Source organism: Cupriavidus phytohabitans, from assembly GCF_000426345.1.
GTDB lineage: Bacteria > Pseudomonadota > Gammaproteobacteria > Burkholderiales > Burkholderiaceae > Cupriavidus.
The window spans coordinates 46,032-63,503 of record NZ_AUFE01000042.1 but is presented as its reverse complement, the minus strand read 5'-3'; the positions used below and the strand labels follow the sequence as shown (position 1 = coordinate 63,503).

The following is a 17,472-nucleotide window of genomic DNA, read 5'->3' as shown; positions in this document are numbered from 1 at the left end:
GGGACAGCCTGTTGACGTTCTACGACTTCCCGGCCGAGCACTGGCAGCACATCCGCACGACGAACGCGATTGAGTCGACCTTCGCGACTGTGCGTCACCGCACGACGCGCACGCGCAACTGTGTGTCACGAGCGACCTTCCTTGGCCTGGCCTTCAAGCTGATCGAGGAAGCCGAGAAAACCTGGCGCCGCATCAACGGTGCCGAACACATCGAACTGCTCTTGAAGGGCATTCCCTTCAAGGACGGTGCCCCGGCGCAAGACAATCCGCCGGATCAGCAGAAACTCGCCGCCTGAGAACCGGCCACGATCAACCTTCGTACACCAGATTTGACTTTATCTCCGGCGGCGCTTGTACCTGCGACTGCAATCGTCGCAACGAGATTGCTCGCAAACCCGGCCGGCAGAGGGATACCGAGTGCATCAGCGCCAGCCTGCGCGGCATTCGAAGCCGCACTGATATCACCACCCGATGCCGCCATAGCAATCGCCGTCTTAACCGATGAGGCAAGTGTAAGGCCTTCAGAAGCCTTCGCTCGAACGGTGTAGTCCTGATATTGCGGAATCGCGATCGCCGCCAAAATACCAATGATCGCCACCACGATCATCAGTTCGATCAGCGTAAAGCCCTTCTGGACCCGACGGCCCAGCTTCTTCAGTTTTTGTACCCGTTGCATGATTTGACCCCTCGAAGAGATTTTGGTTAAGCGTTGCACGTCTTCGGTTTCGTGACGCGGGGGCTAATCAGCAGTAAGCGTGCCAGCCATATCCCCCGTCCGCAGGGGGCAAAAAGCGACAAATTTCGTCACCCGACAGCGGAAAGCCCGCCGCTTGCGCCAAATTTTGTCACCTGGGCGCATTACCACCCGCCGAAGCGACAAAATGTGCGATCACTCACATGAGTTAGTTGGAAACCGCACCGACAAAGGACGTCCGCCAAGTGGCAACAAAAAAGGGCGGCCAACCGGCCGCCCTTCCGTGCGAAGCAATACCCGTCAGGCCGTCTGCGGCGACCGGCGGTTCAGCATCTTGCCAATGATCACCACCAGGATCGCGCCGGCGGCGCCGAATACCAGGTGGGCGTGCGGCACGTGGATTTCGAACCAGGCGGCATCGACCGGGTCGCTGACCAGCATTTCGCCAGCCAGGTAGCCCAGCAGCGCGGCGCCCAGCACGATGATGACCGGGAAGCGCTCCATCACCTTGAGCAGCAGCGTGCTGCCGAACACGATCAGCGGGATCGACAGGCCCAGGCCGATGACCAGCAGCATCAGCTGGCTGCCCTCGGGGCCCTTCTGCGCGGCAGCGGCCACGGCAACCACGTTGTCCAGTGACATCACCAGGTCGGCGATCAGGATGGTGCGGATAGCGGCCCAGATATTGTCCTTGCCGTCGTGGCCTTCCTCATCGTCATCGCCGGTCAGCAGCTGCACGCCGATATAGACCAGCAGCACGGCGCCGACGATCTTCAGGTATGGCAGGCTCAGCAGCTTGACTGCGGCCACGGTCAGCACCACGCGCATGATGATGGCGGCAGCGCTGCCCCAGAAGATGGCCTTCTTCTGCTGGGCGGGCGGCAGGTTGCGCGAGGCGAGCGCGATCACCACCGCGTTGTCGCCGGACAGGACGATGTTGGTCAGGATGATCGATCCCAACGCAATCCAGAAAGTGGTGGAAGACAGCAGTTCCACGGGTAGGCTCCTCGAGTTCTATGTAGTGGCGGTTCTATGCGTGGCGCGCCCCGTCATCTGACGGGTGTTCGGATGTCTGAAAGCGCAGACATGACTGTTTAACCCACGAACCTTTCGATTAGATTTCAATCCTGTAATGTTCCGGGGTTTTCGTGACCCCCGAATCACTCGCCGTAAAAGAGAATGCCCCCGCCAGAAGGGCGGGGGCATCACAAGTCTGTCATTCCCGCGACAGCGGGAACGGCAAGCAGACCTTACAGCATCGCCTTCAGCAGGCGGCCCATCTCCGACGGGTTCTTGGTCACCTTGATACCGCAGGCTTCCATGATTTCCAGCTTGGCCTGGGCGGTGTCGGCACCGCCCGAGATCAGCGCGCCGGCGTGGCCCATGCGCTTGCCCGGAGGCGCGGTCACGCCAGCGATGAAGCCAACCACCGGCTTCTTCATGTTGTCCTTGATCCAGTGGGCGGCGTTGGCCTCGTCCGGACCACCGATCTCACCAATCATGACCACGGCGTCCGTGTCCGGATCGTCGTTGAACATCTTCATCACGTCGATGTGCTTCAGGCCGTTGATGGGGTCGCCACCAATGCCGACAGCCGACGACTGGCCCAGGCCCAGCGCGGTCAGCTGGCCCACGGCTTCGTACGTCAGCGTGCCCGAGCGCGACACCACGCCGATGCGGCCCTTCTTGTGGATGTGGCCCGGCATGATGCCGATCTTGATTTCGTCCGGCGTGATCAGGCCCGGGCAGTTCGGCCCCAGCAGCAGGGTCTTCTTGTTCTCACGGCGCATGCGGTCCTTGACTTCCATCATGTCGCGCACGGGGATGCCTTCGGTGATGCAGACCACCAGGTCCAGGTCGGCGTCAACGGCTTCCCAGATCGCGGCAGCGGCGCCTGCGGGCGGCACGTAGATGACCGACACGGTGGCGCCGGTCTGGGCCTTGGCGTCCTCGACGCTGGCGTAGATGGGAATGCCTTCGAAGTCTTCGCCGGCCTTCTTCGGGTTCACGCCTGCGACGAAGGCGTTCTTGCCATTGGCGTAGTCGCGGCAGCCACGGGTGTGGAACTGGCCGGTCTTGCCGGTGATGCCCTGGGTGATGACCTTGGTGTCTTTGTTGATCAGAATCGACATGCTGTAATCCTTTGCTTGGCGACGAGCGGTACGCGCGGGCGCTCGTCAAAGCGCCTACGTACCGCTCGCGTTCGCGTATGGTTGCGTTCGTGCGACGGCTTACTTGCCAGCGGCAGCGGCCACCACCTTCTGGGCGGCTTCTTCCATCGTGTCGGCCGAGATGATGGGCAGGCCCGACTCGGCCAGCATCTTGCGGCCCAGCTCTTCGTTGGTACCCTTCATGCGCACGACCAGCGGCACCGTCAGGTGCACGGCCTTCGAAGCCGAGATCACGCCTTCGGCGATCACGTCGCAACGCATGATGCCGCCGAAGATGTTGACCAGGATGGCCTGCACGTTCTTGTTGCTCAGCATCAGCTTGAAGGCTTCGGTCACCTTCTCCGTGGTGGCACCGCCGCCCACGTCGAGGAAGTTGGCCGGCTCGCCGCCGAACAGCTTGATGGTGTCCATGGTGGCCATGGCCAGGCCGGCGCCGTTCACCAGGCAGCCGATGTTGCCGTCCAGCGAGATGTAGGCCAGGTCGAACTTCGAGGCCTCGATTTCGTTGGCGTCTTCTTCATCCAGGTCACGGTACGCGACGATTTCCGGATGACGGAACAGCGCGTTCGAGTCGAAGTTGAACTTGGCGTCCAGGGCGATGACCTTGCCGTCGCCGGTCAGGATCAGCGGGTTGATTTCGGCCAGCGAGGCGTCGGTGTCGTAGAACGCCTTGTACAGGCCTTGCAGGGCCTGGCGGGCTTGCGCCACGCTCGCGTCGGGCACGCCGATCTTGCGGGCGATGTCGTCGGCGTCAGCGTCGGTCAGGCCGGTCGACGGCTCGATGATCAGGGTGTGGATCTTTTCCGGGGTGTGGGCAGCGACTTCCTCGATGTCCATGCCGCCTTCGCTCGACGCCATCAGCGCGATCTTCTGCGAAACGCGGTCCACCACCAGCGAAACGTACAGTTCCTTCTTGATGTCGGCGCCTTCTTCGATCAGCAGGCGGTTGACCTTCTTGCCTTCCGGACCGGTCTGGTGCGTGACCAGCTGCATGCCCAGGATGTTCGAGGCGTATTGCTTGACCTCGTCCATGCTCTTGGCAACCTTGACGCCGCCGCCCTTGCCGCGGCCACCCGCGTGGATCTGCGCCTTGACAACCCACACCGGGCCGCCGAGCTGTTCTGCGGCCTTCAGGGCCTCGTCAACCGAGAACGCGGGGATGCCGCGCGGAACCGGCACATTGTATTTGCGCAGGATTTCCTTGCCTTGATACTCATGGATATTCATGCGTGTTTCCTTTCGGGTAGGCGTAAAAGGTAGAAGGGAAGAATCTGAAAAAGGAGACGAACTCTCTCGTCTGGCTGGCTAATCCTGAGAATCAGCCGGAGGTACCGGTTGGCCTGTCGGCCGGGACAGCGTCGTTGCCGTCGTCATTGGCTTGACCACCGCGGTCGCCATTGGCCACGGCGGGCGCCCGAGGCGCGGTTGCGACGGCAGGTGCGGCCTCGGCCCTTGGCTTGGGCGTCGGCTGGTGACCATACCAGCGCGGGTAAAACTCACGGACCACCTCGCCGTCGAAACGCAGCGCGTGGCAGCCGTGCAACTGATAGGGCGGCTCCGGATTCGGATCGTCCTCGCCGTTGTCGCGGATACTGATGACTTCGCCGGCAAACGCCTGGATCGCGGTGCTGGGCAGCACGCCGGCGGCTTCGGTCAGATGGGAGCAACCATTGATGCCGCCCAGGCGCTCGCGCACCGCCTTGCGGAAGCCCTTGCGCAGGTTCAGGCCGATCAGCTTGCGGTAGGCCGGGCCGATGGTGTCGCACTGCGACGGGTACGGCACCCAGTCGGAGCAGGCCTCGGCATCCAGCACCGTCATGTCCTCGTTGATCGTGACGCGCAGCCACAGGTCGTGCAGGGGCTGGCCCACCGGGCGGATACGGTCGCCGGCAAGTTCGATATCGCGAGGCTTGGTGTCGGTCAGGCGCACCTCGATATCCCACAGGCCGTCCTCTCTCTGATACGCCTCGGCCGTGATGGCACGGCGATGGCGCGGGGAGCGGTTGACGGGCTGGGACAGAGGCATGGCCAGGCTGGAATACTGGGGGCTTGGGAACGGCGGCGCCGGAGCACCGAATAACCTGGGGAGTTTAACATGCCGCGCTGGTTTGCCCGGGAACATCCTTGTGTGGCGACTGTCGCGCCGCATTGTCGGGCGACGGCGCGCCGATACACCGTGATGCCAGTGCAGGTAATGGCTCATTAAATGCGGACGATGCCACACCCAGACGCTTCAGTCGTTGTCGCCGTACGCTTCGTCAGCGCCCTGGATGATCTTGCTGACCACCGCGCGCGAGAATCCCCGCGCCACCATGAAGCGAATCTGCTTGGCACGCACCTCCGGCGACTCCGGCGGCATGCCGAAACGCTTGCGCCAGACCTCGCGGGCACGCTCGGTTTCGGTGGCGCGCAGCCTTTCCTGCAATTCGCCCAGCTGTTCGCTGTCCAGCTTGTGGGTCTTGGCTTCCTGCATCACCCTGGCCGCGCCGTAGCGGGCGCCGCGGCGATGGACCAGGCTGTCGGCAAAGCGCTGGTTGGACAGCCAGTTCTCGCGCTCGAGCGCATCGAGCAGCTGCTCGAGCTGCTCCGGCGACTCGGCATGGGGCGCCAGCTTGCGCGCCAGCTCGGCCCGGCTGTGCTCGCGGCGCGACAGGTAGCCGACGGCGCGGGCCTTCAGGGACAGGGGGGGACGGGTGGCCATTGAGACATTGAGATCGTGAAGTTTCCACCGCGGGCCTAAACAAAAAGGCCGGCGCATCGGCGATGCCCCGGCCCTTCCGGTTGCTCCAGCGGCTGGCTGGCGCTCAGTCTTCCAGCACTTCGGCCGGCACGACGTTGGTCGGCGCCACGCCCAGCGCGGCACGCACCTTGTTCTCGATTTCTTCGGCGATGTCCGGGTTCTCGCGCAGGTACTCGCGTGCGTTGTCCTTGCCCTGGCCGATCTTGTCGCCGTTGTAGCTGTACCACGCGCCCGCCTTCTCGACGATCTTGGCATCCACGCCCAGGTCGATGATCTCGCCCTGGCGGGAGATGCCCTGGCCGTACAGGATGTCGAAGAAGGCTTCGCGGAACGGCGGCGAGACCTTGTTCTTGACCACCTTGACCTTGGTCTCGTTGCCGATGACGTCGTCACCCTTCTTGATCGAGCCGATGCGGCGGATATCCAGGCGCACCGAGGCGTAGAACTTCAGCGCATTGCCGCCGGTGGTGGTTTCCGGCGAGCCGAACATCACGCCGATCTTCATGCGGATCTGGTTGATGAAGATCACCAGGCAGTTGGTGCGCTTGATGGTGCCGGTCAGCTTGCGCAGCGCCTGGCTCATCAGGCGGGCCTGCAGGCCGGGCAGCGAGTCGCCCATTTCGCCTTCGATTTCGGCCTTGGGCACCAGCGCCGCCACCGAGTCGATCACGATCAGGTCGATCGAGCCCGAGCGCACCAGCGCGTCGGTGATTTCCAGCGCCTGCTCGCCGGTGTCCGGCTGCGAGATCAGCAGGTCGCCGACGTTCACGCCCAGCTTGCCGGCGTAGCTGACATCCAGCGCATGCTCGGCGTCGATAAAGGCGCAGGTGCCGCCCAGCTTCTGCATCTCGGCCACGACCTGCAGCGTCAGCGTGGTCTTGCCCGACGATTCCGGACCATAGATCTCGACCACGCGGCCGCGCGGCAGGCCGCCGACGCCAAGCGCGATGTCCAGGCCGAGCGACCCGGTGGAGACCACCTGGATGTCCTTCTCGACCTCGCCGTCGCCCAGGCGCATGATCGAGCCCTTGCCGAACTGCTTCTCGATCTGGGAGAGCGCGGCGGCAAGCGCCTTCTGCTTCTCGGCGCTCACGCCGGCACCTGCCTTCTTGTCGTCCATGGTCGTCCTTGAATCAAATGGTGTATAAATAGGCCGCATGTGGCGCGGCACCGGCTTTTGCCGGCTCCAGCGCCGGCCCGGCTGTCTGCGCGGCCGCCACTCAGGGATCATCCCAGGGCGGCCCCAGCGGAATGTGCGGGTACTGTATAAAAAAACAGTATGCTTGGCAAGCCCCATCGCGCCCATTCTCGAGGCGCCCGGCTATGCCGGCCAGGGGTGGAGACAACCATGCGTATTCTGATCGCCGAAGATGACGACACGCTGGCCGACGGCCTGACGCGGTCGTTACGCCACTCGGGTTATGCCGTCGACCACGTCGCCGACGGGCTGGGCGCCGACTCGGCCCTCTCCACCCAGACCTTCGACCTGCTGATCCTCGACCTGGGACTGCCGCGCATGTCCGGCCTGGAGGTGCTCAAGCGCCTGCGCGCCCGCGGCGCGATGCTGCCGGTGCTGATCCTGACCGCGGCCGACAGCGTCGACGAACGCGTCAAGGGCCTGGACCTGGGCGCCGACGACTACATGGCCAAGCCCTTTGCGCTGTCCGAGCTGGAAGCGCGCGTGCGCGCGCTGGTGCGCCGCGGCGCCGGTGGCGGCGCCACGCTGATGCGGCACGGGCCGCTGGCCTTCGACCAGGTCGGCCGCATCGCCTACCTGAACGAGCAGATGCTCGACCTGTCGGCGCGCGAGCTCGGCCTGCTGGAGATCCTGCTCACGCGCTGCGGGCGGCTGGTGTCCAAGGAACAGCTGGTCGACCACCTGTGCGAGTGGGGCGAAGAAGTCAGCAACAACGCCATCGAAGTCTACGTGCACCGCCTGCGCAAAAAGATCGAGGTGGGCGGCATCCGCATCGCCACGGTACGCGGCCTGGGCTACTGCCTGGAAAAATTCCAGCCGGCCGTGGCCGCGCAGCACTGACGCGGCCCTGTTGATGTGGCCCCATTGACGCGGCCCGTACCTTAGCCCCACCCTTGCAGGCGAGCACGACCGCACCCGAACGACCACCGTCGAGATGAGCCTGCTGCAACTGCCCTGGCGGCGCGCGCACCGCGCCGTGCCGCCACCCTCCCCTGCCACGCCGGCGGGCACCGCCGACCAGGAACTGGCCGACGCACTGCCGCACCTGGAGGAAAGCACGGCCACGCCCGCGCCGCGCTCGCTGTTCGGCGAGATCCTCGACTGGATGCTGGCGCCGCTGCTGCTGCTGTGGCCAATGAGCATCGCGGTGACCTACCTGGTCGCCAAGTCGATCGCCAACGGCCCGTTCGACCGGGCGCTGGAGGCCAGCGCCATCGTGCTATCGCAGCAGGTGCGCGAGGTCAACGGCCGCGTCACGCTGCAGTTGCCCCTGTCGGCGCGCGAGATCCTGCGCGCGGACGAGACCGACAGTATCTATTACCAGGTGGTCGGCAAGCACGGCGAGTACATCGCCGGGGACCACGACCTGCCGTTGCCATCGGAAGAAGACCAGGGCCACGCCGGCCTGGTGTCGCTGCGCGACGACCGCGTCGCCGGCAACGACGTGCGCGTGGCCTACACCTACGTCGACCTGCGCCATGTCAGCGGCAACCAGCCGGTGCTGGTGCAGGTGGCCGAGACGCTCGACAAGCGCGCGCGCCTGGCCAACGAGATCATCAAGGGCGTGATCCTGCCCCAGTTCGTGATCCTGCCGCTGGCGGTGGTGCTGGTGTGGTTCGGGCTCTCGCGCGGGCTGGCGCCGCTGACCGCGATCCAGCAGCGCATCCGCGCGCGCAACCCGGGCGACACCAGTCCCATCGACGAGCGCGCCGCACCGCAGGAGATCACGCCGCTGGTGGGATCGTTCAACGACCTGCTGGCGCGGCTGGACCAGTCGGTGCAGACGCAGAAGCGCTTTATCGCCGATGCCGCGCACCAGATGAAGACCCCGCTGGCGGGGCTGCGCATGCAGGCCGAGCTGGCGCAGCGAGAGCAGTCGCCGGAAGAGCTGCGGCGCTCGCTGGCCCAGATTGCGGGCAGCTCCGAGCGCACCGCGCACCTGGTTACGCAGCTGCTGTCGCTGGCGCGCATGGAAAACCTGGCCGGCGCCGGCGGCATGGGCGAGCTCGACCTGGGTGCACTGGCGCGCGAGGTGGTCAAGGACTGGCTGCCGCAAGCCTGGGCGCGCGACATCGACCTGGGGCTGGAAGCCGACGACCACCCGGTGACCGTGCTGGGCAACCGGCTGATGCTGACCGAGATGCTCAACAACCTGCTCGACAATGCCATCCGCTACACGCCGCGCGGCGGGCACGCGACGGTGCGCGTCAGCGCCGATGCCTTCGAGCCGTTTGCCTACCTGGACGTGGAAGATACCGGCCCGGGCATTGCACCGGCCGACCGCGAACGCGTGATGGAGCGCTTCTACCGCGTGCTCGGCACCAATACCGAAGGCAGCGGGCTGGGCCTGGCCATCGTGCGCGAGATCGTGCAGCAGCACGGCGGCGATGTGCAGATATCCGACCACGTCTACCAGCAATCGCCGCGCCTGGCCGGCGCGCATTTCCGCGTGACACTGCGCCGCCCCACCGATCTCTCCGCACCATGAACGACACCCCCGACCTCGCCGAGGCGCGCCAGCGCCAGGCCTGGCACCGCAACCTGCGCTGGATTGCCGGACTGCTGGCGGTCTGGTTCGTGGTCACCTTCGTGGTGGCGTGGTTCGCGCGCGAATTGCGCTTTGACTTCTTCGGCTGGCCGTTCTCGTTCTGGGTGGGCGCGCAGGGTGCGCTGGTGGTCTACGTGCTGATGGCCGCCCTCTACGCCTGGCGCATGAACCGCGCCGACGAAACGCACGACGAAGCTGACGCGCCCACCCCCCGGCCTTCGCAGGGCGCCATGCGCGGGCCCGGCTCCGATGCTGCATAGCGATATGCCGGCGGAGCCGCCAGGCAATGCCGGACATGAGCCAAGGCTGGCTGCACCGCAGCATGCGCGGCCCTGAAAACGGCTAGCGTATACCCCGACATTTTTGGCGGTTGCGCGCCGAAATCTGTCAGAACTCAGTAAGTTTCGCGAACCACAATCCTCTGCAACTCAGGCTCCCGGCCAGCGGCACGGGCCTTTTCCGCGATGTTGCCGCGCCTTGCCCGAGATCCATTCCAGACGGAGGAGACAAGATGGCAAACGTGCAAAACGTTGCGGTACCCGGAGGGGGCACGCAAAACGCACCGATGACACACGAGGAGCGCAAGGTGATCCTTGCCTCGTCGCTGGGCACGGTATTCGAGTGGTACGACTTTTATCTGTACGGCTCGCTGGCGGCGATCATCGCCAAGCAGTTCTTCGCCGGGCTGGATCCGACCTCGGCCTTCATCTTCGCACTGCTCGCCTTCGCCGCCGGCTTTATCGTCCGGCCGTTCGGCGCACTGGTGTTCGGCCGCCTCGGCGACATGATCGGGCGCAAGTACACCTTCCTGGTGACCATCCTGATCATGGGCCTGTCGACCTTCATCGTCGGCCTGCTGCCCGGCTTTGCCACCATCGGCTGGGCCGCCCCGGTGATCCTGATCGCGCTGCGCATGCTGCAGGGCCTGGCGCTCGGCGGCGAGTACGGCGGCGCCGCCACCTACGTGGCCGAGCACGCGCCGCACGGCAAGCGCGGATCGTACACCTCGTGGATCCAGACCACCGCCACGCTGGGCCTGTTCCTGTCGCTGATCGTGATCCTGCTGTGCCGCGAACTGACCGGACCGAGCTTTGAAGTGTGGGGCTGGCGCATCCCGTTCCTGCTGTCGATCCTGCTGCTGGGGACGTCGGTGTACATCCGGCTGTCGATGAACGAATCGCCGGCATTCCAGCGCATGAAGGCCGAAGGCAAGACCTCCAAGGCCCCGCTGACCGAGTCGTTCGCGCAGTGGCGCAACCTGAAGATCGTGATCCTGGCCCTGCTCGGCCTGACCGCCGGCCAGGCCGTGGTCTGGTACACCGGCCAGTTCTACGCGCTGTTCTTCCTGACGCAGGTGCTCAAGGTCGATGCCAAGACGGCCAACCTGCTGATCGCCGGCGCACTGGTGATCGGCACGCCGTTCTTTATCTTCTTCGGCTCGCTGTCGGACAAGATCGGCCGCAAGTGGATCATCATGGTGGGCTGCGCGCTGGCCGTGCTGACCTACTTCCCGCTGTTCAAGGCGCTGACCCACTACGCCAACCCGGCGCTGGAGCGCGCGCAGCAGACCGCGCAGATCGTGGTGACCGCGGATCCGAAGCAGTGCTCGTTCCAGGGCAGCCCGATCGCCCGCGAGATCGACTTCCGCAGTTCGTGCGATATCGCCAAGCGTACCCTGGCCCAGTCTTCGGCCAGCTATGAGGTGGTGAACGCGCCGGCCGGCACGGTGGCCTCGGTGAAGATCGGCGACAAGGAGATCAAGGCCTTCGACGCCAAGCTCGCCAACGGCCACAGCTTCGACGAGGCCAGCAAGGCCCAGATCGCGGCGTTCAAGAAGGAAGTCAGCAGTTCCATGTCCGCCGCCGGCTACCCGGCCAAGGCAGACCCGGCGCAGATGAACACGATCATGGTGCTGGTGATCCTGGTCATCCTGGTGATCTACGTGACGATGGTGTACGGTCCGATCGCCGCCATGCTGGTGGAGCTGTTCCCGACCCGCATCCGCTATACCTCGATGTCGCTGCCCTACCATATCGGCAACGGCTGGTTCGGCGGCCTGCTGCCCACCATCTCGTTCGCGCTGGTGGCCCAGAACGGGAATATCTACTACGGCCTGTGGTACCCGATCATCATCGCGGCCATCACCTTCGTGATCGGTGCGCTGTTCGTGCGGGAAACCAAGGACGTGGACATCTACGCCCACGACTGAACGGTCGGCTGGGCGAGACCGTGACCACAACGGCAGGCCGCCCCGGCCTGCCGTTTTTTCATGGACGCCGGTGCCCCGCAAAAATCTTCGCACGAGGGTGTTGACAGTGCCGAAAGCCCATGTATAATCTCAGTCTTCGTTGGCGAATTAGCTCAGTCGGTTAGAGCGACGGAATCATAATCCGCAGGTCCGGGGTTCGAGTCCCTGATTCGCCACCATCTATTTGAAAAGCCGCGTTCTCGCAAGAGAACGCGGCTTTTTGCTTTGGATTGCCGGGCGCGCTGCCGGCAGCTCTCGATGCCGGAAGCGTCACGCCCTACGGCTGCGACAACAGGAACTCATGCCGGCTCGTATCCAGCCGTGACACGCGGTACTCGATCCGCTCGTCGCGGTAGGACGAGGCCACGCGCAGGATCTTCAGCAACGGACTGCCCACGGCAACGCCCAGCAGCTCGTGGTCATCTTCGTCCGCCAGCGCCGAGCGCAGCCGCTCTTCGGTGCGGATGATATTGATGCCGAAGGTATCCTGGTAGAAGTTGTAGAGGGTATTGGGCCGCTCGCGCAGCTGCTTCTCTGTCAGGCCCTTGAAGCGCTCTTCCGGCACGGTGATGGCATCGATCATCATCGGCGTGCCTTCCAGCGACAGGACATTGGCGAAGCGAAACACGGGTTCGCCAACGGCCAGCCCGAGGGCGGCCGCCTCGTCCTTGTCGGCCTTCGCGCGCCGGAACCTGGCCAGGCGTACGGTCGGATATTCGCGATGGCCGTCCTGGCGCACGATACGGAAGAAGCGGAAGAAGTGATCCTCCTGCCGGTGCGTGGCGACGAAGGTGCCGCGGCCCTGGTGCCGGATCATGATGCCTTCGGCCACCAGTTCGTCGATTGCCTTGCGCAACGTGCCGATCGACACGCCAAAGCGTTCGATCAGCTTGCGCTCGGACGGAATGGCTTCTCCCGGCTTCCACTCACCCTCCGCCAGCGCGGAGAGAATGGCCTGCTTGACGTCCTTGTACAGGACGCCGCCGATCGCACTGGCGGCATCAAATCTGGCACCCACGTTAAATCCCTGTTCGCTGGCCCGCGCCGCCTTACCAGCTGCGCGGGCCGATTCATCTGGATAAGCCAGATCATACCGGAGGCCCCGTCACGCCCTGCCGGTGTTATTCGGCGCGGATGTGCTTCTCTTCGATCAGCCGTGCCCACCGCGTCACCTCGCCGTTGAAGTATTCGGCGAAGGGGCCGCTGGTCTGCGGCGCCGGGCTGAACCCCGCCGCCACGATGCGCTCGCGCATCGCGTCGGACTGCAGCATGCGCGCCACCGACGCCGCGACCTTGTCGACGATCGGCCTGGGCGTCCCCGCCGGCATCATCAGGCCGGTCCAGTTCTCGACGATCAGGTCGGGAAAGCCCGCCTCGGCCACGGTCGGCACGTCGGGCAGCAGCGGATGCCGTTCGCGCGTGGTCACCGCCAGCGCGCGCAGCTTGCCGCCCTTCACATAGGCCAGCGACTCCGGGAAATTGGAGAACACCACGTCGATCTGGCCGCCGATCAGATCGGTCATCGACGGCGCCCCGCCCTTGTACGGCACATGGGTCAGGTTGGCGCCGGTCTGGCTCTCGAACAGCGCAAGTGTCAGGTGCGGTGGTGTGCCGTTGCCGCTGGAGCCGGCATTGAGCTTGCCCTTCTGCGCCGCCGCGGCCAGGTCCTTCATCGACTTGACCGGCGAACTGGCCGGCACCACCACCAGCATCGGCGACGAGGCGATGCGCGCCACCGGCACCAGGTCTTTTTGCATGCTGAACGGCAGCTTGGGGAACAGCGTGACATTGGAGGCATGCGTCAGCGTGACCGCGAGCCAGGTATAGCCGTCGGCGGGTGCCTTCGCAACCTGGTCGGCGCCGATGTTCGCGTTGCCGCCGGGCTTGTTGTCCACCACCACGGGCCGCTTCCACTCTTCCGCGAGCTGATGCCCGACCAGGCGCGCCATGATGTCCGTCAGGCCACCGGCCGCAAACGGGACCACGTAGCGGATCGGCTTGCCTGGATAGTCATGGGCGGGCACCGACGCCTGCGCGGTGCCCTGTGCTGCGGCCGGCGCCGCGGCCAGTCCGGTGAGCGTGGATACTGCGGACAACGCGACAAGTGCGCCGGCTCCGTACCTGAGCGCGGTGCGAATCAAACCTCGATACATGGTGTGTCTCCGTTTTGTGGTCGCTGGCCCGTTCTGTGTCGGGTCCGCTTTCGTGGTGGGAATCGAATCGAAAACCGCTAGGCCTTGCCCTCCTGCAGCGCCTCGCCCGCCAGTTCGCGCAGCGCATCGAGCAGGGCGTCGGGGATGTCTATGCCGTGGGCCTGCGCGTCGGCCTGCGCGGCATCGCGCCGCGCGCCGGGCAGGCGCGTGCCCTCGTCATCCAGCATCGCCTGCAACAGGGCTTCGACACGCCCGGCATAAGCGTCGGAGCCCGCGAACGCGCCAGGGTCCAGCGCCATGAAGAGCTGGCCGATTCGCGGCCGGTTGCCGGCGTCGGTGAAAAAGGAATCCGCTTCGGCGCCGAAGCTGGCGCCTGCCAGCGAGGTCACCAGCAGCTCTACCATCAGCGCCAGCATCGCGCCCTTGACGCCGCCCGCGGGCAGCATCGAGCCACGCAGCGCGGCCTGCGCATCGGTGGTCGGCTGGCCAGTCTCGTCCAAAGCCCAGCCCAGCGGAATCGGCTTGCCCTGCTTCGCGGCCACCATGATCTTGCCGCGTGCGACTTCCGACAACGACAGGTCGATCACGACCGGCGCGTGGCCCCGGCGCGGAAACACCGCGGCAATGGGGTTGGTGCCGAACAGCGGGCGCCGCCCGCCCCAGGCGGGCATCGCGGCAGGCGAATTGCCCATGGCGATGCCAACCATGCCGACGCGCGCCACCGCGTCGAGCGGCAGCGCGGCCGCGCCAAAGTGATGGCTGTTGTTGACCGCCGCGACACCGACACCGGTTTCATAGGCCCGGCCCATTGCCTCGGCGATTGCCAGGTCGCATGCCGGGAAGGCAAAGCCGCACCCCGCATCGACCAGCGCGGCACTGCCGCGTCCGGAGCGCACCGTGGGCGTGGCGTGGCCGTCGACACGGTCCGCGTGCAGGTGCGCCACATACATCGGTACGCGCGATACGCCATGCGATGCCAGCCCCGCCGCATCGGCACGCACCAGCGCCGCGGCCGTCGCGTCGGCCTGCAGCTTGCTCGCCCCCGCACGCCGCAGCGCGGCGTTGGCGATCCGCTCCAATTGCGTGATCGGCACCCGGCTCATGTCATGTCCTCCAGCGTCTGCCGCACCTGTTGCGCGATCATCATCGACACCCGCGCATTAGCCTCCTGTGTCACGCCGCCGATATGCGGCGTCAGGATCAGGTTGGGCACGTCGGCGAGCACGCTGCCTGCGGGCAAGGGTTCATGCTCGAAGACGTCGAGCGCGGCACCGCCGAGATGCCCGTTGCGCAGCGCCTGCGCCAGCGCCGCCTCGTCGACCACGCCGCCGCGGGCGGTGTTGATCAGCACCGCGCCACGCTTCATGCCGGCGATTCGCTGCGCGTCGAGCAGATGCCGCGTAGCAGCGACCAGCGGCACATGCAGGCTGACCGCGTCGGATTGCGCCAGCAGCGCGTCGAGCGCGACGCTGCGCACGCCGGTCCGCGCCCATGCCGGGTCGGCCGCGGACAGCATCGGGTCATGCGCCACTACCTGCATGCCGAACGCCTGCGCCAGCGCGGCGGCCTGCCTGCCGATGTCGCCGAAGCCCACCAGCCCCAGCGTCTTGCCGAGTGCCTCCCTGCCCTCCGACAGGCGTGCGCGCGGCCACTGCCCCGCGGCCACTTGCGCGCTGCTGCCGTAGGCGCCGCGCAGCAGCAGCGCCGCAGTGGTGACCACGTACTCGGCCACCGAGCGCGCATTGGCCCCGGCCGCGGGGATCACGCGGATGCCGCGCTCGCGGCAGGCATCGACATCGATATTGTCGAGCCCGACCCCGAGCCGCCCGACCACGCGCAGCGACGGCGCACCGGCCAGCAGCGCGGCGTCGACCTGCGTGCGGTTGCGCACGATCAGCGCCTGCGCGCCGGGCAGCGCATCGAGCAGTTCGGCGCGGCGGTCCACCCAGCCCGGCTCGTAGCGCAGGTCAAAGCCCGCCCGCAGCGCCTGCACCGCGGCATCGTCCATGAACTCGCTGATGCAGATCCGCTTCATCATGCCGACTCGTGGATGCGGGTCAGCACGAACTCCCGGTGACCGAGCGCTTCCGCCGCGGTCCAGCGCCCGTTGACCGTGGCCAGCATGCACTCGAGCAGCTTGTCGCCGGTCTGGTCCAGCGTCAGCTCGCGCTGCAGCAGGCCCGAGCAATCGACGTCCATATGCTCGCTCATCAGCCGCACCGTGCGCGGATTGGCGCACAGCTTGATTACCGGCACGATCGGATTGCCGATCACGTTGCCCTGCCCGGTCGGGAAGAAATGCACCACATAGCCTGCCGCGGCGCACAGCGTGACCATCTCCGCCGCGGCCGACGACGAATCCATGAACCACAGGCCCGGGTGGGTCGGCTCCTCGGCCTTGTCGAGGACGCCGTCGACCGTGCACTTCTTGCCGATCTTCTGGATATTGCCCAGCGCCTTCTCTTCGATCGTGGTAAGGCCACCGGCGATATTGCCCTTGGTCGGCTGCGACTCCGACAGGTCCGAAGTCTTCCAGCGATCGATCATGCCCTGGTAGCGCTCGAACATGGCCATGAACTGGTGGCGCACTTCGTCGTTGGCGCAGCGCGCCGCCACGATATGTTCGCCGCCGGTCAGCTCGGAGGTCTCGCCGAAGACCAGCGTGGTGCCGAGCGGATGCAGCTTGTCGAAGGCATTGCCGACGGTCGGGTTGGCGCCGCAGCCGGAGGTGGTATCCGACTCGCCGCACTTGGTCGACACCCACAACTCGCTGATCGGACATTCCACGCGGTGCAGCGCGGTGGCGTACTGCACGTACTCTTTCGCGGCCTTCGACGCCCGCATGATGGTGTCATGGTCGCCATGGCCCTCGATGCCGAAGCCGACCACCGGCTTGCCGGTTTTGGCGATGCCATCGACCACCTTCTTGGTCCAGCCGTCCTCGATGCCGATCACCACCACGGCGGCGACATTGGGATTGCTGCCCGCGCCGATCAGCGTGCGGAAGTGCAGGTCGAGGTCCGGCCCGAACTGCAGCCGGCCATACGGATGGGGAATCGCCATGGTGCCCTTGATGGCGACGGCAACCGCCTCGGCGGCGGCGTTGGACAGGTCGTCCAGCGGCAGGATGATGACGTGGTTGCGCACGCCGACGCGGCCGTTGTCGCGGCGGTAGCCCCAGAAGGTGGTGTTTTGATCGATCACGGACATGGCTTGGGTCTCGGGTATGGGGTGGGGAGATGAATGGCGGGGACGGGGGCGCGGCTTACCAGCGCTTGGTCTTGATGTTGTGGACGTGGGCGTGTTCGCCCGCCTTGATCGGCGCCACCACCTTGCCGATGTCGATGCCGTACTTGTAGACAGTGTCGTTGGGATCCATGTCGCACAGCGCCACCTTGTGGCCGATGGGGATCGGCTGCAGCGCGGTCACGGTCACGATCTTGTCCTCATCCATGATCCAGGCGTTGAGCTTGGTACCGGCCTGGATCCCTTCCACCACGGCCACCGCCACGGTGTCCTTGGCGTCGTGCAGCACTACGTGAATCATCGTTGTCTCCTCTGTGTGGGTCGTCTTGGTGGATTCATGTTATGCAAACCAGTGATCCATGTCAACCAACTCATATATATCACTTAGTTGAGCGTGAATGGGCGCGTAGGGCGCGCGGGATTGCGGCAGGTCATCGCTGACCTGCCGATCATTCCGTGGCGGTGTCGTGGGGA

The 17,472-nt window shown here is 65.7% G+C and carries 17 protein-coding genes, 1 tRNA gene and 1 pseudogene; 6 read left to right on the top strand and 13 right to left on the bottom strand.

The window, feature by feature from the left end; genetic code table 11:
• Positions 1–296, top strand: a 296-nt coding sequence (locus K309_RS0124350; RefSeq protein ID WP_029048835.1) for an IS256 family transposase, incomplete at its 5' end; no start/stop codon positions are given.
• A 98-nt stretch (positions 297–394) separates the two neighbouring features.
• Here K309_RS0124350 and K309_RS43895 read toward each other — a convergent pair.
• The 7 genes and pseudogenes from K309_RS43895 to recA all read right to left on the bottom strand — a co-directional run.
• Positions 395–676, bottom strand: a pseudogene (locus tag K309_RS43895) (pilin); the annotation flags it as partial.
• 318 nt (positions 677–994) lie between these two features.
• Positions 995–1,690 carry a TerC family protein gene (locus tag K309_RS0124340; RefSeq protein WP_029048834.1) on the bottom strand — a complete coding sequence of 232 codons (696 nt, stop codon included), beginning with the start codon at positions 1,688–1,690 and terminating at the stop codon, positions 995–997.
• 254 nt (positions 1,691–1,944) lie between these two features.
• Positions 1,945–2,826: a succinate--CoA ligase subunit alpha gene (sucD, locus tag K309_RS0124335; protein ID WP_029048833.1), complete on the bottom strand. Its 882-nt coding sequence runs from the start codon at positions 2,824–2,826 to the stop codon at positions 1,945–1,947.
• Positions 2,827–2,925: 99 nt separating this feature from the next.
• Positions 2,926–4,092, bottom strand: coding sequence for an ADP-forming succinate--CoA ligase subunit beta (gene sucC, locus K309_RS0124330; protein WP_029048832.1), 1,167 nt, complete (start codon positions 4,090–4,092; stop codon positions 2,926–2,928).
• Between the two features lie 91 nt (positions 4,093–4,183).
• Complete coding sequence (locus K309_RS0124325) at positions 4,184–4,891, bottom strand: DUF2889 domain-containing protein (RefSeq protein WP_029048831.1); 708 nt, start codon at positions 4,889–4,891, stop codon at positions 4,184–4,186.
• A gap of 207 nt (positions 4,892–5,098) precedes the next feature.
• The gene (gene recX / locus K309_RS0124320) at positions 5,099–5,566 is read right to left on the bottom strand and encodes a recombination regulator RecX (RefSeq protein ID WP_029048830.1); all 468 of its coding nucleotides are present in this window, start codon (positions 5,564–5,566) and stop codon (positions 5,099–5,101) included.
• A gap of 103 nt (positions 5,567–5,669) precedes the next feature.
• Complete coding sequence (gene recA / locus K309_RS0124315; protein ID WP_029048829.1) at positions 5,670–6,725, bottom strand: recombinase RecA; 1,056 nt, start codon at positions 6,723–6,725, stop codon at positions 5,670–5,672.
• A gap of 228 nt (positions 6,726–6,953) precedes the next feature.
• Between recA and K309_RS0124310 the strand changes: the two genes are divergently transcribed.
• From K309_RS0124310 to K309_RS0124290, 5 genes are all read left to right on the top strand, one after another.
• On the top strand, positions 6,954–7,643 hold the full coding sequence (locus K309_RS0124310; protein ID WP_029048828.1) for a response regulator transcription factor: 690 nt from the start codon (positions 6,954–6,956) through the stop codon (positions 7,641–7,643).
• 94 nt (positions 7,644–7,737) lie between these two features.
• Positions 7,738–9,291, top strand: coding sequence for a sensor histidine kinase (locus tag K309_RS0124305; RefSeq protein ID WP_029048827.1), 1,554 nt, complete (start codon positions 7,738–7,740; stop codon positions 9,289–9,291).
• Positions 9,288–9,611, top strand: a complete 324-nt coding sequence (locus tag K309_RS0124300; protein WP_029048826.1) for a DUF4212 domain-containing protein — start codon at positions 9,288–9,290, stop codon at positions 9,609–9,611. Before K309_RS0124305 ends, K309_RS0124300 begins: the two co-directional genes overlap by 4 nt.
• A gap of 251 nt (positions 9,612–9,862) precedes the next feature.
• Entirely contained in the window at positions 9,863–11,560 is a 1,698-nt protein-coding gene (locus K309_RS0124295) for an MFS transporter (RefSeq protein ID WP_029048825.1), read from the top strand.
• Positions 11,561–11,701: 141 nt separating this feature from the next.
• Positions 11,702–11,778: transfer RNA gene (locus K309_RS0124290), tRNA-Met, on the top strand.
• Between the two features lie 98 nt (positions 11,779–11,876).
• Here K309_RS0124290 and K309_RS0124285 read toward each other — a convergent pair.
• The 6 genes from K309_RS0124285 to K309_RS0124260 all read right to left on the bottom strand — a co-directional run bounded on the left by K309_RS0124285 (position 11,877) and on the right by K309_RS0124260 (position 17,299).
• Positions 11,877–12,617, bottom strand: a complete 741-nt coding sequence (locus K309_RS0124285) for a GntR family transcriptional regulator (protein ID WP_029048824.1) — start codon at positions 12,615–12,617, stop codon at positions 11,877–11,879.
• 103 nt (positions 12,618–12,720) lie between these two features.
• The gene (locus K309_RS0124280) at positions 12,721–13,752 is read right to left on the bottom strand and encodes a Bug family tripartite tricarboxylate transporter substrate binding protein (protein ID WP_029048823.1); all 1,032 of its coding nucleotides are present in this window, start codon (positions 13,750–13,752) and stop codon (positions 12,721–12,723) included.
• A gap of 77 nt (positions 13,753–13,829) precedes the next feature.
• Positions 13,830–14,855 (bottom strand): Ldh family oxidoreductase, encoded by a 1,026-nt coding sequence (locus K309_RS0124275; protein WP_029048822.1) that lies wholly within the window; start codon positions 14,853–14,855, stop codon positions 13,830–13,832.
• The gene (locus tag K309_RS0124270; protein WP_029048821.1) at positions 14,852–15,787 is read right to left on the bottom strand and encodes a hydroxyacid dehydrogenase; all 936 of its coding nucleotides are present in this window, start codon (positions 15,785–15,787) and stop codon (positions 14,852–14,854) included. Before K309_RS0124270 ends, K309_RS0124275 begins: the two co-directional genes overlap by 4 nt.
• Positions 15,787–16,962: a UxaA family hydrolase gene (locus K309_RS0124265; RefSeq protein ID WP_029048820.1), complete on the bottom strand. Its 1,176-nt coding sequence runs from the start codon at positions 16,960–16,962 to the stop codon at positions 15,787–15,789. The genes K309_RS0124270 and K309_RS0124265 overlap by 1 nt, the downstream gene beginning before the upstream one ends.
• 55 nt (positions 16,963–17,017) lie before the next feature.
• Positions 17,018–17,299 (bottom strand): UxaA family hydrolase, encoded by a 282-nt coding sequence (locus K309_RS0124260; RefSeq protein WP_029048819.1) that lies wholly within the window; start codon positions 17,297–17,299, stop codon positions 17,018–17,020.
• Positions 17,300–17,472 lie beyond the last annotated feature (173 nt).